The following is a 19,067-nucleotide window of genomic DNA, read 5'->3' on the forward strand; positions in this document are numbered from 1 at the left end:
CTCCGGCGCGGGTCGGCGTCTCCCACGAGACCGCCCGCCGTCGGTGCGTGCGCCCGCCGCGTCGTCCGCCTCTGAGCACCGCCTACGAGCACTGGTGAGACAGCGACCTGCCCACCGCCCCGCAGCGCTTCTCCCGCACCGCTGTCCATGGCGAGGTCGCCTACGGACTCGCCATGTGCCATCTCGCCGACGTACCCGATCGTCCCACCCTGACGCAGGCCTTCGCCACCGCCCGTGACTGTCTGCAGCAAGCCGTCGACGTCGACGAGGACCGCCCCGGCACCGCCGTCCTCGCCTTGGACACCGTCACTCGTCGGCTGCGCCGCTCACTGACTGAGCACGTCCTGCGGCTGAGCGGCCCCCGCACTCACCGGCGCGCCGGCCCCTGCGACACGAAGCCGCCCGGGTCGTGCATCGCGCCCTGGCGCAGCGCCGTGTCCTCGAGCATGTCGCCCATGCGCGGATGGCCGGGGCCGGAGACGTCCCGGAACCGCAGGTGCCATTCGTTCTCGACGGTGTGCGGACCTGCGAACCAGAGGCTTCCCGTGTCGAGGAGCCCGCCCTTCGCCTGCGCGGGGACGCCGGCCCGGCGTCCCGACTCCGCGTGGGCCGGGGCGCAACAGCGCGGGCGTAGCGGGCGGCGAGGTCCGCGAACGCCGTGGCCAGTTGTGGTGGGCCGATGACCTCGATGTCGGTGTCGAGGTGACCGAGGGCGGTGGCGAGTCCGGTCCAGGACCAGGAGCCGAGGGTGAGCCGGCAGGGGCGGGGACCGGGGTCCTCGACGGTTCCGTCCTGGACGAAGGGGGCGGCGTCGGCGGCCGGGAGGTGGAGGATGACTTCGCCTCGGCAGGGCCAGTCGGTGGTGCCGTCGTTGCCGCGGGACCGGCCGGTGATGAAAGTGGGGACGTCGCCGCCGGGGTGTTCGCGCGGGGTGAAGCGGGGGCCGGCGGGTGTGCGGGGCCGGTCGATGGCACGGCGCACGGTGCGCGAGGTGACGTCCAGACGCCCGGCGAGATCCCCGCCGGACCAGTCACGGTGGGTCCGGAGCAGCGAGAGCAGTGCGAGCGACCGGGAGGACGCCTTCTGCATGGGATCCATGGTCCCCGCAGTGGAGGACACCTCCTGTCCGGTACCCCTGCCAATGTGGCGTGCAAGCCGCGTTCACGACAGCCCGGGCCGTGGGTGCCGCCGACGCGGAGCGATCACCTGTGTGGACGCGTCGGGACGCGCGCCGCACAGCAGCGGACGCGGGAACGACTGAGCCGAATGAGGGGGACATGCCGTCGTCGGGCGATACCCTCTCGGGGTGACTCAGCGACCCGTATCCGACGAGCGGCGGCCCGCGAACGACGGACGCCGGGTTTCCGCTCGTAATCGGGCCGCCCTCATTGCCGCCGCGCGAGAGATTTACGCGGAGTGCGGCCTCGATGCCCCGTTGTCGGCGATCGCGCGCCGGGCCGGAGTGGGGCAGGGCGTCCTGTACCGGCACTTTCCCGACCGGGCCGCCGTCGCCACCGCCGTTCTGGACGAGAACGTCGGTCGGATCGAGCGAGCAGCGGCGGCGCCGGGCGCGGACATCGCCAGCGTCCTCGGTGTGCTGACCTGGCACCAGACCCGGTCGGCAGCCCTCATCAACATCCTGCACGCCGATGGGGCGGCCGGCGGGTCCGGCATCCCCGCGTACGCTTCGGCGCTCTCCGGACGGGTCGAGCGGGCCCTGCGGGCGCATCTGCCGGACGACCACCGGCTGGCCGCGACGAAGGACGATCTCATGATCGCTGTCGCCATGGTCTCGGGTGCCGTCACCGGTCCCACTCGTGAGCTGCGGGAACACCGGGCACTCGCCGCGTGGCGACTGCTGGGTGTCGAAGTGGGGCCGGTGCGACCCTTTGACGGCGAAGAGGGCGGTCAGCCGCCGTTGGACTGACGGACGCCGTCCGCCAGCGCGCCGAAGGTGTACAGATACCCTCCGGCCGGGCCGCTGACGGTCATGTACGCCTTGGTGCCTCCGGGCGTGATGGCCACGTTGGTCGCCGATTCGAGCCCCTCGGCGGCGCGGGCCGGGACCTCGATGGTCGCCAGGCGTTCGCCGTGCCGGTCGTAGACCACCATGGCGGGACGGCCGTGAAGGGCCTGGTAGAGGTTGCCGTCCGCGTCCACGGCGATCGAGTCCGTCTGCGCGATCCCGCCGTCCACCCGGATGGCGGTGTGCTGGGAGGCGATGCCGCCCCTGCCGTCGAGCAGGAGGTAGGACACACGGTTCTGCGTGAGCTCGCTGACCCACAGTCCGCGGTACCCCGTGTCGAACGAGATGCCGTTCGGCGCCGCCAGTTCGTCCGCCAGGACGGCGGCGTTCTTCCCCTCGCGGTCGATCCGCACCACGCGCCCCTTCGCCTCGCCTTCGGACATGCCGCGAGAGTCGCTGACGTACAGGTTGCCGTCCCGGTCGAAAGCGAGGTCGTCGGGGTTCATCGGTGCTCCGTCGACCTCTCCCGAGAAGAAGGTCCGGGGGTCACCGCCGTCGGGGGCCAGGCTGACGATCTCGCCGTGGGAGAAGTCGGTCAGGTAGACGCGTCCGTCGTAGGGGCTGAACTGGGCCGAGGTGTAGGTGCCGCGGTCATCGGTGTGCAGCTGACGCGACGTCTTCCTCCGCACGTCGACCTGCAGCACCTTGGGCTCGCCGGCCGGCGCGGTGACGTCGACGACGAGCAGGTTGCCGTCCGAGTCGAAGACCGGGCCCTCCAGCAGGGTCATGCCGGTCTCGGGGTGCACCTTCGTCAGCTGCATGACCTTCTGGGCGCGGATGGTCCTGTCCGCGCCGGCGGCGGTCGCGGGGTCCGCACCGGCGCCGCCGGTGTCCGCGCCGCATCCGGTGAGGGCCAGCAGGGCGATCGCGGCGAGCCCGGAGAGGGATCGGGCCGGGAGTCGTTGCATGGGGGTCACTCTTCCTGTCCGAGATGTGCGGAAGCTTTCTCCGCCCCAACCGGACAGTGTTGTCCGGTACTTGCTACGGTAGTGCATGACCGTCCAAGTTTGTTTACTGCAAAGCCAGTTGGCGGACGGATCGGTTTCCTGGCAGTGAACCGGAAGAATCGAGGCCCCACATGACGAACCCGGAAGCGTTGTCCTCCGAGGAACTGGCCGGGCTCAGGCGGCGCTACCGCCTCGAACGGGAGCGGCGCGTGCGCCCCGACGGCAGCCGGCAGTACCTTGCCGCCGACGCCGAGTTCGGCTACTACGCCGAGGACCCGTACGCACGGGAGACGGGCGATCGGGAACCCTTGCGGGACAGGGTGGACGTCGCGGTCATCGGCGGCGGATTCGGTGGCATCCTGGCGGGCGCGCGGTTGCGCAGGCAGGGCATCGAGCGGGTCCGCATCCTGGAGAAGGGCGGTGACTTCGGAGGGACCTGGTACTGGAACCGGTACCCGGGCATCCACTGCGACATCGAGTCGCACGTGTACCTGCCGATGCTCGACGAGACCGGGTACGTCCCGGAGTGGAAGTACGCCCCCGGAGAGGAGATCCGCCGCCACGCGGTGCGGATCGCGAAGAAGTTCGGCCTCTACGCGGACGCTCTGTTCTCCACGGCGGCCACGTCCTTGACCTGGGACGAGACCTCGCAGGCGTGGATCGTCACGACCGATCGGGGCGACAGGTTCCGGGCCACCTACGTGGTCACGGCGACCGGCACCATGTCCGAGCTCAAGCTCCCCGGCATCCCCGGCATCGAGAACTTCAAGGGACACACCTTCCACACCTCGCGCTGGGACTACGGCTACACCGGCGGCACCCCGGACGGCGGTCTCACCGGCCTCGCGGACAAGCGTGTGGGTGTCGTCGGCACCGGCGCCACCGGCATCCAGGTCGTCCCGAAGCTGGCCGAGGACGCCGGGCACCTCTACGTCTTCCAGCGCACCCCCTCCACCGTGGACGTGCGCGCCAACCGCCGCACCACCGCCCGGGACGTCGGCGCCGGCCACGACGGCTGGGCGCGCGAGCGCCGCGACAACTTCCTGCGCATCACCTCCGGCGAACCCGTCGAAGAGGACCTCGTGGCGGACCAGTGGACCGCGTCGGCCGGTCTGCTGGAGAAGCTCCTGCCGAGCTTCCGCCGCCCGGCGGACCGACAGGCCTTCGAAGCGGCCTACGAGGTCGCGGACGCCGTCAAGATGAACGAGATCCGCGCCCGCGTCGAGCGGATCGTCGCCGACGCGGACACGGCGGAGAAGCTCAAGCCCTGGTACCGGTACGCGTGCAAGCGCCCCACGTTCTCCGACACCTACCTGCAGGCGTTCAACCGCGACAACGTCACCCTGGTCGACACCGCGGACACGCACGGCATCGAGCGGATGACCGAGCACGGCGTCGTGGTCGGCGGCACCGAGTACGAACTCGACTGCCTGGTCTTCGCCACCGGGTTCGCCGTCGGGGTCTCCGGCGTCCATTCCGGCAGACTGCCCGTCAACGGCCGGGGCGGCGTCCGGCTGCTGCACGCCCTGGCGGAGCAGGGGCCGCGATCCCTGCACGGGTTCACCCGCAACGGCTTCCCGAACCTGATCCAGCTGGGAGCCACGCAGAGCGCGAGCAGCGTCAACTACACGCACGTGCTCGACGAGCACGCCGTGCACGCCGCAGCGCTCGTCGCGGCCGCCGAAGCCAGGGGCGCCGTCATCGAACCGTCCCGGGAGGCCGAGGACGCCTGGCTCGCGGCCATGACCGAGGACGCTCCCGACCACGAGTGGTTCCACGCCGAGTGCACCCCCGGGTACTACAACGGTGAGGGCCGCGGCCGACCGAACGCGCCGATCGCCTATCCCCATGGAGCGTTCGCTTTCCACGATCTCCTCAAGCGCTGGCGCGAGGAGTGCGTGGACGACGTTCTCGTGTTCGGGAAGGCCGCCGGCCAGGGTCACGGACCGCAACGCGGTGTGGTGCGGGACCCTGCCACTGCCGTCCGCGTCCCGTCCGAGGGGCGGGCCGTCATCGAGTGAGGTGCCGCGCGCGCCCGCGACGCGGTGACGCGGCACCTCGGTAGGTGTGACCGGCACCGTGTCAGACGGCGGACCAGCCGTCGTCGACGGGCAGGACCGCGCCGTTGATGTTGCTCGCGGCGTCCGAGGCGAGGAACAGGATCGCGGCCGCCTGCTCCTCCGGCTGCGACACGCGGCCGAGGTTGACGAAGTGCGGGCCGAGCGCCGCCGGGCCGTGCGCCGTGCGGTCGGCTTCCACCGAGATGGCGGTGGCGGTGCCGCCCGGGCAGACGGCGTTGGCGCGGATGCCGTTCCTGCGGTACATCACCGCCAGCGACTTCGTCAGGCCCACCACGCCGTGCTTGGAGGCCGTGTAGGCGGCGCCTGCCGCGCTGCCGCGCAGGGAGGCCTCGGAGGCGGTGTTCACGATGGCGCCGCGGCCCGCGGTCAGCATGTGCGGCAGTACGGCGCGGGCGAGGAGAAAGGGTGCGGTGAGGTTGACCCTGATGACCCGCTCCCACTCGGCGTCGCTCACGTCGGCCGGGGCCGACATGCTGTCCATGATCCCGGCGTTGTTCACCAGGACGTCCACGCCGCCGAACCGCTCCACCGCCGTCGCGGTCACCCGGTCCACGACGGCCTGCTCGCTCAGGTCACCCGTGACGGCCACGGCGCCGCCGCCCGCCTGCTCGATCTCCTTGACGACCGCGTCGGCCCCCTCGGCGTTGAGGTCCGCCACCACGACGCGGTCGCCCTGGGCGGCGAAGGCGAGCGCGGCCGCACGACCTATGCCCGATCCCGCTCCGGTGACGATCACGCTGCGTCCGTTCGGATCGCCGTTCATGAAATGCTCCGTCCAAGAAGTGCTGTGCTGCGGACTTGTGTCACACAGAGCCGGCACCCTATCAATTTGCGTCTCTGACTGACATAAAGTCGTGCTGGAGAAGCCGGAGAATACGCATGACATCGATCACCGGCACCGGAGGAGCAGATGACCGCAGCCCGCGGACGAACGGGGCGGCCGCCCCTGACCGAGGAACGCAAGGCCGCCTTCCGGCTGGAGGTCGCCCGCGCCGCGGTCGACCTGTTCATCGCCCAGGGCGTCGCCGCGACGACGGGGGAGCAGATCGGGCAGGCGGTCGGCGTCTCGGCGAGAACGGTGTGGCGGTACTTCCCCACCAAGGAGAGCTGCGTGCGACCGCTCTTCTCGTCCGGCATCGACACGATCGCCACCACGCTGCGACAGTGGCGTCCGGGCGAGTCCCTCCAGGAAGCCTTCGGTCACGTATGGAACACCGACACGGTCCTGCCCGGCCCGGACGTGGGTGCCCTGCTGCGGCTGACCCGGACCGAGCCGGGGTTGCGCGCGGTCTGGCTGCAGACCCACGACGAGGCGGAACCGGCCTTCGCGCGCGCCCTCGCCGAGCGGGCCGGACTGCCCGCCGACGACGTACGGCCGGCCGTCTGGGCCGCCATGTTCAACGCCGCGCTGCGCGCGGCCGTCGAACACCACGCCTACCGGGTGGCCGAGCCGGGCCCCGCGACCGCCCGAGCCGACCTCGCGGCGACCCTGCGTACGGCCCTGGCCATCACGGCGGCCGGCCTCACCTGAACGCCGAGGCATGCCGCCGCTCTGCTCCCGCGGCTTCCGAAGGACGCGGTCAGCCTGCCGAGGGCATGTGGCCGGCAGCTGCTTCCAGCGGGAAGGCAGCGCGTGCGCGGTGGTCCCGGGACGGCGGTCACGGGCATCGGCGCCTACGTCTTCGCCTGATGCGTCCGTGTCCCGGAGGGCGGACGCCCGGCACCACGAGGGGACAGCCGCAGGCTGTGGCCTGCCGGCCGGTCCGTACCCTCCCTGCCGCTCACTGCGCGAGGCGGCACTCCGAACACGTTGGCGGGTCGAGGCGCAGACGAGTGACCGGCCCGGATTCCGAGGGGAGTGAGCCGCTCCCGGTTCACTCTTTGGGCTGGCAGTACAGGTAACTCGCCAACCGTCGTTCCTTGTGGTCGTACGGTCCGGTGGCATGACTTATGAGGATGACGTCACCAGGCTTGTGGGCCGGGTGCGGCGTGAGATGGATGAGGAACTACGGGACCGGGTGCGGTGCGCTCTCGCCGATCGGTCGCATGACTGGCTGGTGGAACAGCTTCTCAACCTGTCCCTGTCCCCGTCGCTGCCGGCCCCCCGGGACGGGCAGCAACCGTTCCGGCCGGAGGAGACGGAGGACGAGCGGGCCGCCCGTCTGGCACGTGTGCGTGCCCTGTCGCTCGACCGTACGGTCCTGCGCCGTTGGGTGGACGATCACCGCCCCATGACGCGGGAGAAACTGAGCGGCCGGGGGCTCCTGCTCGACCCACCACCGAAGGGCGGGCCGGTGATCGGCAGGGAACATCGCTCGGCAGAGGGGGAGGAACTGCTGTGCCAGGCCAAGGACGTCCTGTATGCCCTGTTGTTCGGGGACGAGGGCATCGGAGTGCACCTGGAACGCGTGGAGCGGGAACTGCTGACGCTGACCTTGCCGCGGGCGAAGGCCTACACCGTCGCTTGTGTGCTTCAGGCGGCGACCGAGATCGGTGCCCACGGCACCTGGCGCGACCCGCACGGCACCTCTGACGACGACCGTGCGGCCAACACCGTCTACCAGGTCGAATACGGTGAAATCACCGACGAGCTGGTCGGCAACGGCATCAGCACCTGCCTCAGACTGATCAACGAACTCGAAGTCAACGAACAGGTTCTGTACGGCCGCATGGAGAACGTGGAGGAGAGCACACTGGCCTGATCCAAACCTGTGGGAACGGCGGCGCGCCCTCGCGCAGCGGCCCCTGCCCGGCAGCCCGACGGAGCACAGGCCGACGGCGAGCCAGCGACGGGCGAGTCGGCCGTGTCCCTGGACGAGGGCGCCTCTGACGAGCCCCGCGTCGCCCGGCACGTACCGCCGTGGACCTGCCCCCGGGGGGCGTGGGCCAGAGGGAGCACAGGAGTGCTCCCTCTGGCCCACCACGGTGACACCCTGGAAGGGGAGAGTTCCGGGACTACTCGGTCCCCCTGTTGTCGTGACGGCTGCCATCGCGCAGCTCCAGCACGCGGATCCAGACGTCCCCGCCTTTGCGGTAGAAGATCCGCCGGTAGGCGGCCGGCTCGCCCCGGAGAGGGGGAACAACCATGAAGCATGGCAGCCAAGGGGGTTCTCGTCGCAGCGGTGGCCGCCCTGCCCGCTGCAGGTCGCCCCTGGCCCTGGCCGACGGTCGACCGATAGGGCTCACCTCGGTCCACAAGGAGACGTGTATGAGGTCTTGGCGTTCTCGTATCGCCGCCGCTGCCGTAGTCGGTATCGCAGCTGTCACCATTCCACTGACCGCGGGCTCGGCGTCCGCCGCCGACCCCGACGCCTTCCACCTGACCAGCGGGTGGAGGAGTCACCACACTTGCCAGGTGGAAGGGAAGGCCTACCTCGACGAGAGCCTGTACCGGGAGTTCCAGTGCCGTTGGAACGCCCCGTACTGGGAACTGTGGGTTCGCTGAACCGTTCCCATCCTGTCCTGCAGGGGTGATGATGCAGGTCAGTGGAGTGATGTGACGAGACGAGGCTCCTGGTCGTTGCGGTGGTGCTCTCCACGCACCACGCTTCGTCCGAGGAGCCTCGCCCGGTCCGGTGTCGTGCCACCCTCGATGTCCCTCATGAGCTGGTCGAGCATGCCTCGTGGCCCATCCGTGCCCGAAGGTGTGGACGTGGTACGCAACGGCGCAAACTGGGCTGCTTCCACCAGGATCTGCTGGCGCGCCCGCGCAGGAGCGGGACGTTGTCCCAGCTCACGACGGGATCCGGTTATCTCCACCGCGACCGCCTAGTGTCATGCGCCGGAAATCTCGGGCTTAAGTCTCTCGCCGATTATCCGTGGCTGGCGGAGCGACCTTGGTGAGGTGGTCGGCGAGAGATTTGAGGATCTCGTCGGCGGTCTTGGTCCAGGTGAAGGGCCGCGGGTTCTCGTTCCAGGAGTCGATCCAGGCCCTGATGTCGTCCTCCAGCGCCTTCACCGAGGTGTGGGACGCCGCGGCGGATGAGCTTGTCGGTCAGCAGGCCGAACCACCGCTCGACCTGGTTGATCCAGGAGGAGCCGGTCAGGGTGAAGTGCGCATGTCAGATGTGGCCCGTCGTGGCCACGAGAGCGATCGCGGCCAGCACCTCACGATCTCCGTACCGGCGCCGACCGCCGCCCTGCGGCCGCGATGGAGCAGGTGGCACCACCCGCTGGAACAGCTCCCACGACTCGTCCGGCACCAAGCGCTCGACCACCACCACACGGTGCGGAACGCCCGACACTCCAAACAGGACGACGTCCTGGCCTCGCGCTTCCACGGAGCGGGCTGTCCGACAGGCGGTCGGGCGACGTCGCCGGGAGCCGATCCGGCGGCGGTGATCCGCCGGTCCGGCGCGTCCGAGGACGATGCAGGGCGCCCAGGCGACCCTGGCGGGCGGGGAAAACGGCGCCACCCCGGCCGCATGGCCGGGCGTTCCCGGGCCGGATCCCTGGCCGGGCTCTCGCCGTCGTCGGGCCCATGGTGTTGAGGCGCCTGCGGAGCGGGGCCTCCGCGGATCCAGGTCCGCGCTGTCTCCCCGATGACCCCGGGTTCGGCGGCCACCGCCGCATGCGGGCGCTTCCCACCCGCCGCGCGGTACAGCGCGACGGCATCCTTCCTGAACTCTTCCGGGTACGGGGCCGGCGTCCCACCTGAACACCCCTTCTTGGACGTCGAGCCCTATTGTCAGGGGGCTCACACCAAGGAAGCAGCCTCATGGCCGTCGGTACGCCACTCCAGGGGACATGGCCTCGGCGGTAGACATGGACGGCTTGGTGTTCACCAAGCATTCGATCGACTCCGGTGGGCGCTCGCGCCTTTCGGGCAGGGAAGCGACGGAGCCGGCGGGCGGCCAGGTCGGTGCGGCCGCCGAACTGATCGGCGTGTACGCAGGTGTACCGGCGCAGCGCGGTCAGTGAACCGCTGACTCTCCGAGTGTGGTGCTACGAAACCAGCGACGGATGCCGTGTGGCAGGCATGGCCGACTGATCCTCGACGGTTCGCTCCGCCCGGCTGATCTCGGCCCAGACGGCGTCGAGGGACAAGCCGAGAGTGTCGGCGATCGCTGCGATGGTCGGAAAGGCGGGGGTGGCCACACGGCCGGATTCGATCTTCCGCAGGGTTTCCGGCGAGATGTGCGAAGCGAGCGCCACGTCCAGTATCGAACGGCAGCCCCGGGCTCGGCGGAGCAGAGCGCCGAGGCGCTGTCCGCGTTCTACCTCGGCGGGGGTGAGCGGCAACCTGACCATGACCTCATTCTAATACCGGTATAGTTAAACCGGGATAGTTATTGGACATACGTGAGAGGCCACCATGATCGAGATCCTGAACTCCGCGCGGCTCGAGCGGGCGAGGGGCACCGGCGCCCTGGTCGGAGACATCCTGCACACGCTGAAGCAGCGCAGTACGGCAGGGACGAACCTGCTGGACATCGACCAGTGGGCCAAGGAGATGATCACCGAGGCGGGAGCGCAGTCCTGCTACGTCGACTATGCGCCTTCCTTCGGGCGCGGTCCGTTCGGGCACTACGTCTGCACGGCCGTCAACGACGGAGTGCTCCATGGGCGGCCTCGCGACTACACGCTGGCAGACGGAGATCTGCTGACTCTCGATCTCGCCGTAGCCAGGGGCGGGGTGGCCGCGGACGCCGCGATCAGCTTTCTGGTGGGCAAGGCCAGGCCGGCGGAGAGTGTCGCGTTGATCGAGACGACCGAGCGTGCGCTCGCCGCCGGCATCGCCGCCGCCGAACCCGGGGCGCGCATCGGCGACCTCTCCCACGCCATCGGCACGGTCCTCAGTGAGGCGGGCTACCCGATCAACACCGATTTCGGAGGCCACGGCATCGGCTCGACCATGCACCAGGACCCGCACGTCCCGAACACCGGACGGCCCGGCCGCGGATACAAGCTGCGCCCTGGACTGCTGCTCGCCCTGGAGCCCTGGGCCATGGTCGACACCGCCGCACTCGTCACCGACGCTGACGGTTGGACGCTGCGCAGTGCGACGGGCTGCCGGACCGCGCACAGCGAGCACACCATCGCCGTCACCGACAACGGAGCCGAAATTCTCACCCTGCCCACGCAGGCACGACCGTAGGGGAGCCCACACCGCTGCCGCGTCAGCAGCCCCGGCTGCCAGGCGCAGTCGGCCCTCGACTGTCCCCGGCCGCCTTGAACCAACAGGTCACCGTGTTCGAGCTGATCGCCGCTTGCGCACCGAACAGCCCCCGCGCGATGGCGAGGTCCTGGCCGGCCACCGGCCTTCCGGACCGCGGGGGCTTCCAGGAGGTGGCGGCCCGCCCGCGGTGGGTCCGCTGATGTCGCCGCTCGAGGCCCGGGACAGGCTCGACAGCCTCCGCGGTGCCGACACGTACGTGGCGCAGTCGTTCCCGACGAGGAGCCGTGCAGCCCGCTCGGTGACCTCCTTGGCCATCCGGCACCAGTCGCTCGACCAAGCCCACCGTGAACTGTCCAACGACTCATCAGTACCGCAGGAAACGGTGTCCGAGTCCGGCGTCGGCCGGGCCCGCCGTGGCGCCATCGCCGACGGCGGCGGCCGAGGCACCGGCCTGCTCATCCCGCACCGTAAACGACGAGGTCGGACCCGCCCCAGCCCATGGAGGAAGCGGAGAACGCCGTCCACCGCCGGGCCCGAGCACGGTGCAGAACGAGCGCGACCCCGGCACGCCGATGGGTGCTGCCCTCCGGCTGCGGCAGGCGTTCGGCGAACGCGCCACGACGGGCACGGTCGGCCGGGGCGGCCGATCCGTCCGGCCCGCTGGTGGCGGGCCGACCGCCCTCACCCCTTCCGCGCCACCGTGTCGAGGCGCGTCCGGGAGGCGCTCGCCTGAAGGGATCAGCCGAGGAGCGCGGTCGCTTCGACCTCGACGAGCACGTCCGGCTCGAAGAGGTACTCGACGCCGATGAGGGAGGCCGGCGGCATGGGAAGCCGGAGCCCGATCTCGTCGGCGACGGCCTCCACCCCGGCCATGAAGTCGCCGATCTTCTCCGGGCTCCACCGGGTCACGTAGAACGTCAGGCGCAGTACATCCGCGAACGACGCACCCGCGCCCGCCAGTCCGACGCAGGTGTTGCGCAGCGCCTGGGCGACCTGCCCGGCCAGATCACCGGGTGCGACCGGAGTTCCGTCGGCCCGGCGTGCGATCTGGCCGCTGACGTGAACGTGCTTCGTCCCGGTGCCCACGGCGACGTGGTGGTAAGGGGTCGGCTGGAGCATGCCTTCCGGGGTGAAGTGCTGGACAGCCATGGTTCTCTCTCCTCCGCAGTAGGTATCTGTAAGCTACCTAGTAGAAAGAAGACACTTCAACGAGACCAGGTTCCGCCATGGATACCGACGACGAACTCCGCCTCGATGCCCCGCACCGCGAACTCCTCGACCAGATCCTCGACAAGTGGTCGCTCAGCGTCCTCAACGAGCTCTGCGAACGCCCGTGCCGCTTCAACGAACTGCGCCGGAGCATCCCCCGAGTCACGCAGAAGTCGCTGACCGCGACACTGCGGCGGCTCGAACGCAACGGCGTGGTCGAGCGTGAGGTGGTCTCCACCCGTCCCGTGGCGGTCAGGTACCGGATCACGCCCCTCGGCAAGACCCTTCGGCACCCCGTCGACGTGCTGCTGGCATGGGCCTCACAGAACATGCCCGCCATCGAACGCGCACGCGAAGACTTCGACGCGCGGGAGCAGGAAGAGGTCGACCTCTGACTCGTTCCCTGCCCCGATGCCCGGCCGGGACGGGAGAAGGGGCGCGGCGAAGCGGGTTGAGGCCGTCCAGTACCCGCGGCGGGCACGGGGGTTCGGCGCCCGGCGAACGGGCTGAGGTCCGCCCCCAGAACTGATTCCGCCCAGAGCGGGAACGAGGGGCGGGGGGCCGCTGCTTCGTAGGAGGTGGCGGCCTTGTCATACCCGGTCGCGGTGCCGCGGAAGCAACTGAGTCGGGCGGCGGCGCTCGACGATGTTGCGCCTGCGGTGGATGTCGTGGTCGGACTGCGGCGGACCGCCGCCGCGACGGTCGCGGTCTCGGCGGTGGCGGTGCTGGTTCCACTTCTCCGGGGTGGTGTGGCCGATGCCGTGCCTGCGGCCCGCTCCGACCTCGCGTACGTGCACCCGGAGGGCTTCGCGGCCATGGGAGTCGTCGAAACACTCGTCCACACCTACGACATCGCCCACGGGATCCAACGTGACGGAAGCCCGCCGCAGGACCTGAGCCACCGGGCCCTCCTCCGGCTGTTCCCTGAGGTGCCCGTCGTCGACGACGCCTCGTCGACCCTGCTGTGGGCCACCGGACGCATCGGCAGCGCTGAGCGGCCCCGGCGCACGAGCCGGCGCTGGCACGGTGCACCTCGCAGGCGCCGGTGACCAGCCCAGGAGGAAGGGGGCGCACAGGAGGACACGTTGCGCGCACTGACGGCCTCGGCCCCGCTCGGCTGCCCGGGGAACCGGACAGGGGCGGACCCGCTGAGTGCTACCGACTGTGTCGCGCCGCTGGACAATTGAGTTGTCCTGTCGTTCGGAGGCAGGTGAGGATGGTCGGGTACGAGCACCACGCGGAGAGGCCCCATGCACATCACCGTCCCCACCTCGGCAGGCCGGATACGCGGACAGTGGAAGGGGGACGTGGCAGCCTTCATGGGTGTCCCCTACGCGGCACCGCCGTTCGGTCCGCGACGCCTGTTGCCTCCCGAGCCGCCGCAGCCCTGGACCGGATTGCGTGACGCGTTCGTCCCCGGTCCCAGCGCGCCTCAGCCCGGGTACCTTCCCGCGATGGCCGGCCTGCTGGAGGAAGCGGCGGCGTCGGGAGAGGACTGCCTGAACCTCAACGTGTGGACGCCCGCACCGGGCCGCACCGGAGGACGGCTTCCGGTCATGGTGTGGATCCACGGCGGCGCGTTCCGCAACGGATCCGGTGCCCTGCCCTCCTACGACGGCGCGCGGCTCGCCGCCGACGGCGTCGTCTGCGTCACTCTGAACTACCGCCTCGGGGCAGAGGGCTTCCTCCTGCTGCCGGACGGCTCCTCCAACCTCGGCCTCCTCGACCAGATCGCCGCGCTGGAATGGGTCCGCGACAACATCGTCGGCTTCGGCGGCGACCCGGACAACGTCACCGTCTTCGGCCAGTCCGCCGGCGCCATCAGCATCACCGCGCTCATGACCATGCCGTCGGCCCGGGGCCTGTTCCGCCGGGCGATCACGCAGAGCGGCGCAGGCCACCACAGCCACCCCGAGCACATCGCCCGGCGCGTCACCGAGCGGTTGGCCGCCCTTGCGGGCGTGGAGCCGACACGCGAGAGCCTGGCTGCGGTGCCGCCCGAGCGGCTCATCGCCGCCGACGCCGCCCTGGGACGGGAGATCGCGCAGGCGACCGATCCCGGCCAGTGGGGCGAGTCGGCAGGCGGCGGCACCACCGTGCTGCCCGTCGTGGACGGGGACACCCTGACACAGCGACCGATCGACGCCCTCGCCGGCGGAGCGAGCCGGGACATCGATCTGCTCACCGGCACGACGAGCGACGAGTTCCGCCTCTTCCTCGTCCCGCTGGGAATCGGCCCACGGATCACCGACGAGGTGCTGCACGGCTTCCTCGCCGGTTTCGGCGTCGACCCCGCCGAGGCCCGTCGGGTCTACGCGCATCCAGGCGCGACCCCGGGCGACCTGCTATCGGCGGCCATGACCGACTACGCCTACCGGATTCCAGCTCTCCGGGTGGCCGAGGTCCGCGCCGAGCACGGAGCGGAGACGTTTGTGTACGAGTTCGCGTGGCCATCGCCCGCTCTCGGCGGTGCTCTCGGCGCATGCCACATGGTGGAGATCGGCTTCGTCTTCGGCACCCTCGCCCATCCCCTTGCCGGCCCCGACGCCCCGCACGAACTCTCCGACCGCGTGCGGGAAGCCTGGATCTCCTTCGCCCGTACGGGACGGCCCACCGGTACCCGCGCTTCCGGGAGCGGGCTGCCGCACTGGCCGGCCTACGCCGGACAACGGTCCGTCATGCGCCTGAACGACGGTGCGGCATCCCTCGTGCTCGAGGACCCTGCCGCGGACCAGCGCCGGATGTGGAACACCTTGCGTGAGGCCGTACCCGGCGGTGCCTGAGCGGCGACGGAGGCATGTGCGCCTCCGTGAGGCGGCCGCTGTCGCACGGTGTTCCGTGTACCGTCACCGCAAAGCGTACATACGCTTCGAAGGACGGGCAGAGGACCAGCCGCGCCGACGGACCGGTCCGGTCCTCGCACTGACCGTCGGCTGCGGCACGTACGGACTGCTGGCCCGCAGACGCCGCGCGTCCGTGTGCGAGTGGGGCAGGTCCCCGCACGAGGCGCTCGCGGTGGCGCTGGGTATCTCGTGAGCTGGCCCGGTCCCGAGCCGCTGCCTCCAGGAGGCCCTGTATCCGGCGTGGGGTGCGATCCGGGATGTATCCAGGAGCCGGGCTGTGCGTGTCCGGCCGGAAGGGGACAGGTCCGAGCGCCGGGCGGTTCTCCGGCCGAGGTCAGGGGCTGGTGGGGACAGTGAAGGCGTCCAGGGATTCGGGGAGTGTTTGACCGCCGTCGACGGTGAGGGACTGGCCGGTGACGAAGGAGGCTTCATCGGAGGCGAGGAAGAGCACGGCGTGTGCGATGTCGGCGGTCTCACCGAGGCGTCCCAGCGGGATGGAGTCGGTCATCCGGCGCAGGTAGTCCGGCCCGAGGCCGGTCAGTCCTTCCGTGTGAACGTTCCCGGGCAGGACGGCATTGACCGTGATGCCGTACGGCGCCAACTCCAGAGCCGCACCGCGTAGGAAACCCAGCTGTCCCGCCTTGCTGGCCCCGTAGTGGGACCATCCCGCGTAGCCAGTCGTCGGGCCGGTGATCGAGGAGGTCAGAACGATCCGGCCGCGGCCCGCTCGTTCCATCGCGGGCAGACAGGCCCGCACCGACAGGATGGAGCCCCGGAGGTTGACGTCCAGGACCTCGTCCACGTCCTCGGCGGTCAGCTCGCGCAGTGGACGTTCCGGGAAGATCCCGGCGTTGGCGCACAGCACATCGATCCTTCCGTACCGACGTTCGGCTTCGACTGCCATCCTCCCGATCTCTTCGGGCCGCCGCATGTCCACGCCCATGCCTGCGACCCGCCCACCGGTGGCCTGGGCGAGCCCGTCCGCCGCTTTGCGGGCCGTTTCCTCGCTCCGGCCCGTGAGCAACACGGAGGCGCCCTGCCGGGCGAAGAGTCCGGCGATACCGAGCCCGATCCCCCGCGTACCTCCGGTCACGATGACGGACCGGTCCTCCCAGCATGTGAACGTCATGTCGTTCGCTCCCTTCGCTGCGATTCCCCATGGCCGGGAAAACCCGGCCGCTGTCCTGGTCACGCTAGCGACGGACCCGGACGGGACGGCGGAGACCAGCCAGCACGTGAACACGCTCGGGCAGGCGACAGCCATCAGCCGGCAAGGCAGCGTGAACGCGTGACGAAGGGTTCTACGGGCACTGTCACGTTGTCGGCTGTGTGAGTTCCTGATGGTGTGTCGGGGACACGGTGGACCCACGGTCCGGACCTGTGCCCAGGCCGTGACGGGCCGGCCGGCAGGGCCGGTGGCCCGGTCCCGGATCGCGAAGCGGACGGTCACCTCGGCCCGGTGGCCGGAGGCTGTCATCAGAGGGCGACGGGACCGGAAATGCGGTGAGATGCCGCTGAACACGGACAGGAACCGCTGCGCTGCGCCCCGCCCACGCTGCGGGAGCCCTTCATTGCTCGTTCCCGCTGCCGCGTGGACTGGTGGCTGTTGTCGGCGCGGTTGTTCGAACACCTGTGACAGTGCTCGGCCGAGGGCATGACCTCGCGGTGGCCGGCGCCGCAGGAGCGCAGCCTGTCGGTCACGATCACCCGCGGCACCGTACCCGCCTTCCTCATCGGCCTGCGGAAGAACCGTGTGGCGGCTGCCTTGTCCCGCTGGTTCTGCGCGAGGACGTCGAGCACGGTGCCGTCGGCGTCGACGGCACGCCACAGATCTTTCTGTTCACCGTGGACCTTGATGCAGACCTCGTCCCCGTGCCGTATGCCCCCGGGCCGGAGCCAGCGGCGGCGCAGTCCGTTCGCGTAAGCCTGGCCGAACTTGGCGCGCCAGCGGCGGATGGTCTGGTAGGAGACGACGACGTCGCGCCGAAGCACCAGTTCCCCGACCTCACGGAAGCCGAGCGGGAAGCGGAGGTACAGTCACACGCAGCGGGAGATCACCTCGACCGGGTACCGGTTCCCCCTGTACGACGGCAGTACGCTGGCCACGGGCGATCATCAGTGGAGCCATTCACGCCGGCTCGCGGACTGCTCCAGTCTGACTTCGCGATCTCGCGGTGGACCAGGCTGGGAACGGGCACGGCCGCCGCGTGATCATCGGGGGTATGGACTCCTGAAGATCGTGCGGTGGCCGCGGGCCACAGCGTGGACCCTGCCCGCCGACGGGCGATGTTCGACCAGACCAGGGCCCGGATCGCGGTACGGTTCAGCCGAGTCGAGCCCCGGGCGACCGCCCGCGCCTATCTGCTCGGGCTGCTCCTGAGTGTCGAGCGCAAGAACTGCCGGCAGCAGGCCGGTCGCGCCCGGACCGGGTCGATGCAGCGCCTGGTGCGCTACGCCCGCTGGGACGCCGATGCCGTCCGCGACCACCTGAGTGCCTACGCCGTCGGCCACCTCGGCGCCGACGGCGCGGTGCTCATCACGGACGAGACCGGCCTCGTGAAGGGCCGTGCCTCGGCGGGCGTGCAGCGCCAGTGCACCGTGACCGCAGGACGCATCAAGAGCTCCCCGCTCGGCGTGTTCCTCGCCCTGGCCATCAGCCGGGGACGCCCAGGTTCTTTGGCTGTAGCTGCCGTCGGCGTCGACCAGGTCTGTGAGCACCCAGCAGCGCTGTTGCCGGTCCAGCGGTCACGAGTGGTTCCAGTCCGGGGAGATCTCCGCGGGCTGCGGGCCCTTCCCGCGGAGGCCGGCCATGCGCCGTCCGGGCGGGCCCCGCTCGCCTGCCGCGTTCCCGCATACGGCGTCCTGCCTCGGGGCAGGTGTCCGTGTGCGCACCGGTACGAGCGCAGCGCCGCCGGTTTCGTCCCCCGGCTGCCTCGCCCGGTTCCCCCACCATCCCGGCTTCGTCGGGCTGTGTCTGACAGGCACGGTGTCGGCGCTGGCGGCCGGCTGCTGATGTGGCCGGTTCGGCGAGCCGGGTGGAGTCCGGCGAACCGGCGGGTTCGGCGCAGGAGGACGGCGGGGACGCTGACGGCGGGTGCAGAGCTGACGGGCCGCCGTCCGTGGGCCCCGGCGGTCATGGGGCAACACGATGTCCTTCACCCGGCCCGCTCGGACTGCTGCTGGGTGATCGGTGAGCCTGTCCCGGGACCCCCAGTTCTCTGGGATGGGATACACCGGCCGGCTGCGGCACTCTTTACCCGGCCGACGGCGGTGAGCCGCCTTCGGCGCGTTCGGTCACGACAACGAGGGGGAAGAGATGTCCGTACGAAGAAAGTCCGCCGGAATGCTGGTCGCGGCCGCAGTCGCCGGCTTAACGGTGGCTGGGGTTCCGGCCGCTGTCGCGGCCCCGCCTGCGCCGGGTGACGCGGTGACCGCCTCCGTGTGGCGGGACATCGCTCTGACCGGCACCTACACGATCCGCGACGACGAGGGCATATTCGCCGCCGGTACGTACTGCAACGGCAACGTCGCCTCCGAGGGCTGGGTGAACGAGGTCCGCACGCCGTCGGTGTGGTGGGAGACCACGTGCGGGGGCGAGATCCGTGTGGAGAAGCACGTGTCCGCGGAGACGGACGCCACCGGCGGAGTCATGATCCATGTGACCCTGCAGTTCTACGAGGGCACGAACGACACCAACACCGACCTCGACGCCGAGCACAGCTTCAGCCGCTACGTCCCCGCGGGACAGACCTCGACAGTCAGTGAGATCACACTCCGCAACGGGGAGAACGGCGGCAAGGACTGGGCGAAGCTCAACCTCGTCCTGCACAACAACCGCTGACC

At 70.5% G+C, this 19,067-nt stretch carries 16 protein-coding genes and 6 pseudogenes; 11 read left to right on the forward strand and 11 right to left on the reverse strand.

Annotated features, from left to right (window positions below; translation table 11 throughout):
* Positions 1 to 615 precede the first annotated feature (615 nt).
* A pseudogene (locus KYY02_RS12550) lies at positions 616 to 987 on the reverse strand (transcriptional regulator); the annotation flags it as partial.
* 27 nt (positions 988 to 1,014) lie between these two features.
* Positions 1,015 to 1,098: pseudogene (locus KYY02_RS12555) on the reverse strand (hypothetical protein); the annotation flags it as partial.
* Positions 1,099 to 1,306: 208 nt separating this feature from the next.
* On the opposite strand from KYY02_RS12555, the gene KYY02_RS12560 reads away from it, so the two are divergent.
* The gene (locus tag KYY02_RS12560; RefSeq protein ID WP_371237991.1) at positions 1,307 to 1,927 is read left to right on the forward strand and encodes a TetR family transcriptional regulator; all 621 of its coding nucleotides are present in this window, start codon (positions 1,307 to 1,309) and stop codon (positions 1,925 to 1,927) included.
* On the opposite strand, the gene KYY02_RS12565 is transcribed toward KYY02_RS12560, so the two are convergent.
* Positions 1,909 to 2,934: an SMP-30/gluconolactonase/LRE family protein gene (locus KYY02_RS12565; protein WP_371237992.1), complete on the reverse strand. Its 1,026-nt coding sequence runs from the start codon at positions 2,932 to 2,934 to the stop codon at positions 1,909 to 1,911. The genes KYY02_RS12560 and KYY02_RS12565 overlap by 19 nt on opposite strands.
* 170 nt (positions 2,935 to 3,104) lie before the next feature.
* On the opposite strand from KYY02_RS12565, the gene KYY02_RS12570 reads away from it, so the two are divergent.
* Entirely contained in the window at positions 3,105 to 4,994 is a 1,890-nt protein-coding gene (locus KYY02_RS12570) for a flavin-containing monooxygenase (RefSeq protein WP_371237993.1), read from the forward strand.
* A gap of 61 nt (positions 4,995 to 5,055) precedes the next feature.
* Here the strand turns inward: KYY02_RS12570 and KYY02_RS12575 are convergent, their stop codons facing one another.
* A complete protein-coding gene (locus tag KYY02_RS12575) occupies positions 5,056 to 5,817 on the reverse strand; it encodes an SDR family NAD(P)-dependent oxidoreductase (protein ID WP_371237994.1) in 762 nt (253 codons plus the stop codon).
* 147 nt (positions 5,818 to 5,964) lie between these two features.
* On the opposite strand from KYY02_RS12575, the gene KYY02_RS12580 reads away from it, so the two are divergent.
* On the forward strand, positions 5,965 to 6,585 hold the full coding sequence (locus KYY02_RS12580; protein WP_371237995.1) for a TetR/AcrR family transcriptional regulator: 621 nt from the start codon (positions 5,965 to 5,967) through the stop codon (positions 6,583 to 6,585).
* Positions 6,586 to 6,997: 412 nt separating this feature from the next.
* A complete protein-coding gene (locus tag KYY02_RS12585; protein ID WP_371237996.1) occupies positions 6,998 to 7,756 on the forward strand; it encodes a hypothetical protein in 759 nt (252 codons plus the stop codon).
* Between the two features lie 253 nt (positions 7,757 to 8,009).
* Here KYY02_RS12585 and KYY02_RS12590 read toward each other — a convergent pair whose 3' ends face one another.
* The 3 genes and pseudogenes from KYY02_RS12590 to KYY02_RS12600 all read right to left on the reverse strand — a co-directional run.
* Entirely contained in the window at positions 8,010 to 8,141 is a 132-nt protein-coding gene (locus KYY02_RS12590) for a hypothetical protein (protein ID WP_371237997.1), read from the reverse strand.
* Between the two features lie 709 nt (positions 8,142 to 8,850).
* A pseudogene (locus KYY02_RS12595) lies at positions 8,851 to 9,115 on the reverse strand (IS630 family transposase); the annotation flags it as partial.
* A gap of 9 nt (positions 9,116 to 9,124) precedes the next feature.
* Positions 9,125 to 9,277, reverse strand: a pseudogene (locus KYY02_RS12600) (IS5/IS1182 family transposase); the annotation flags it as partial.
* A gap of 523 nt (positions 9,278 to 9,800) precedes the next feature.
* Here KYY02_RS12600 and KYY02_RS12605 point away from each other — a divergent pair.
* Complete coding sequence (locus KYY02_RS12605) at positions 9,801 to 9,974, forward strand: hypothetical protein (protein ID WP_371237998.1); 174 nt, start codon at positions 9,801 to 9,803, stop codon at positions 9,972 to 9,974.
* Between the two features lie 24 nt (positions 9,975 to 9,998).
* Here KYY02_RS12605 and KYY02_RS12610 read toward each other — a convergent pair whose 3' ends face one another.
* Positions 9,999 to 10,304, reverse strand: coding sequence for a helix-turn-helix domain-containing protein (locus KYY02_RS12610; protein ID WP_371237999.1), 306 nt, complete (start codon positions 10,302 to 10,304; stop codon positions 9,999 to 10,001).
* 64 nt (positions 10,305 to 10,368) lie between these two features.
* Here KYY02_RS12610 and map point away from each other — a divergent pair, with 64 nt between their 5' ends.
* On the forward strand, positions 10,369 to 11,151 hold the full coding sequence (map, locus tag KYY02_RS12615) for a type I methionyl aminopeptidase (protein ID WP_371238000.1): 783 nt from the start codon (positions 10,369 to 10,371) through the stop codon (positions 11,149 to 11,151).
* 759 nt (positions 11,152 to 11,910) lie between these two features.
* Here map and KYY02_RS12620 read toward each other — a convergent pair.
* The gene (locus KYY02_RS12620) at positions 11,911 to 12,321 is read right to left on the reverse strand and encodes a RidA family protein (protein WP_371238001.1); all 411 of its coding nucleotides are present in this window, start codon (positions 12,319 to 12,321) and stop codon (positions 11,911 to 11,913) included.
* A 77-nt stretch (positions 12,322 to 12,398) separates the two neighbouring features.
* On the opposite strand from KYY02_RS12620, the gene KYY02_RS12625 reads away from it, so the two are divergent.
* The 3 genes from KYY02_RS12625 (at position 12,399) to KYY02_RS12635 (ending at position 15,164) form a co-directional block, all read left to right on the forward strand.
* Positions 12,399 to 12,776, forward strand: coding sequence for a winged helix-turn-helix transcriptional regulator (locus KYY02_RS12625; RefSeq protein ID WP_371238002.1), 378 nt, complete (start codon positions 12,399 to 12,401; stop codon positions 12,774 to 12,776).
* Between the two features lie 273 nt (positions 12,777 to 13,049).
* The gene (locus KYY02_RS12630) at positions 13,050 to 13,430 is read left to right on the forward strand and encodes a hypothetical protein (RefSeq protein WP_371238003.1); all 381 of its coding nucleotides are present in this window, start codon (positions 13,050 to 13,052) and stop codon (positions 13,428 to 13,430) included.
* A gap of 201 nt (positions 13,431 to 13,631) precedes the next feature.
* Positions 13,632 to 15,164, forward strand: coding sequence for a carboxylesterase/lipase family protein (locus tag KYY02_RS12635; protein WP_371238004.1), 1,533 nt, complete (start codon positions 13,632 to 13,634; stop codon positions 15,162 to 15,164).
* A gap of 394 nt (positions 15,165 to 15,558) precedes the next feature.
* On the opposite strand, the gene fabG is transcribed toward KYY02_RS12635, so the two are convergent.
* Positions 15,559 to 16,353 carry a 3-oxoacyl-ACP reductase FabG gene (gene fabG / locus KYY02_RS12640; protein ID WP_371238005.1) on the reverse strand — a complete coding sequence of 265 codons (795 nt, stop codon included), beginning with the start codon at positions 16,351 to 16,353 and terminating at the stop codon, positions 15,559 to 15,561.
* 258 nt (positions 16,354 to 16,611) lie between these two features.
* Positions 16,612 to 17,330 (reverse strand): annotated as a pseudogene (locus tag KYY02_RS12645) (IS6 family transposase); the annotation flags it as partial.
* A 180-nt stretch (positions 17,331 to 17,510) separates the two neighbouring features.
* Here KYY02_RS12645 and KYY02_RS33925 point away from each other — a divergent pair.
* Together KYY02_RS33925 and KYY02_RS12655 are read left to right on the forward strand one after the other, a co-directional pair.
* A pseudogene (locus KYY02_RS33925) lies at positions 17,511 to 17,891 on the forward strand (transposase); the annotation flags it as partial.
* A gap of 760 nt (positions 17,892 to 18,651) precedes the next feature.
* Entirely contained in the window at positions 18,652 to 19,065 is a 414-nt protein-coding gene (locus tag KYY02_RS12655) for a hypothetical protein (protein ID WP_371238008.1), read from the forward strand.
* Positions 19,066 to 19,067: the final 2 nt, after the last annotated feature.

The organism is Streptomyces pimonensis, assembly GCF_041380215.1.
GTDB classification, from domain to species: Bacteria; Actinomycetota; Actinomycetes; order Streptomycetales; family Streptomycetaceae; genus Streptomyces; species Streptomyces pimonensis.

What these genes read in the sequence shown, in the direction of transcription:
- KYY02_RS12565 (WP_371237992.1), bottom strand. Translation starts at nt 2,934, where the DNA reads ATGCAACGACTCCCGGCCCGATCCCTCTCCGGGCTCGCCGCGATCGCC.
- KYY02_RS12570 (WP_371237993.1), top strand. Translation starts at nt 3,105, where the DNA reads ATGACGAACCCGGAAGCGTTGTCCTCCGAGGAACTGGCCGGGCTCAGG.
- KYY02_RS12575 (WP_371237994.1), bottom strand. Translation starts at nt 5,817, where the DNA reads ATGAACGGCGATCCGAACGGACGCAGCGTGATCGTCACCGGAGCGGGA.
- KYY02_RS12580 (WP_371237995.1), top strand. Translation starts at nt 5,965, where the DNA reads ATGACCGCAGCCCGCGGACGAACGGGGCGGCCGCCCCTGACCGAGGAA.
- KYY02_RS12585 (WP_371237996.1), top strand. Translation starts at nt 6,998, where the DNA reads ATGACTTATGAGGATGACGTCACCAGGCTTGTGGGCCGGGTGCGGCGT.
- KYY02_RS12590 (WP_371237997.1), bottom strand. Translation starts at nt 8,141, where the DNA reads ATGGTTGTTCCCCCTCTCCGGGGCGAGCCGGCCGCCTACCGGCGGATC.
- KYY02_RS12605 (WP_371237998.1), top strand. Translation starts at nt 9,801, where the DNA reads ATGGCCTCGGCGGTAGACATGGACGGCTTGGTGTTCACCAAGCATTCG.
- KYY02_RS12610 (WP_371237999.1), bottom strand. Translation starts at nt 10,304, where the DNA reads ATGGTCAGGTTGCCGCTCACCCCCGCCGAGGTAGAACGCGGACAGCGC.
- map (WP_371238000.1), top strand. Translation starts at nt 10,369, where the DNA reads ATGATCGAGATCCTGAACTCCGCGCGGCTCGAGCGGGCGAGGGGCACC.
- KYY02_RS12620 (WP_371238001.1), bottom strand. Translation starts at nt 12,321, where the DNA reads ATGGCTGTCCAGCACTTCACCCCGGAAGGCATGCTCCAGCCGACCCCT.
- KYY02_RS12625 (WP_371238002.1), top strand. Translation starts at nt 12,399, where the DNA reads ATGGATACCGACGACGAACTCCGCCTCGATGCCCCGCACCGCGAACTC.
- KYY02_RS12635 (WP_371238004.1), top strand. Translation starts at nt 13,632, where the DNA reads ATGCACATCACCGTCCCCACCTCGGCAGGCCGGATACGCGGACAGTGG.
- fabG (WP_371238005.1), bottom strand. Translation starts at nt 16,353, where the DNA reads ATGACGTTCACATGCTGGGAGGACCGGTCCGTCATCGTGACCGGAGGT.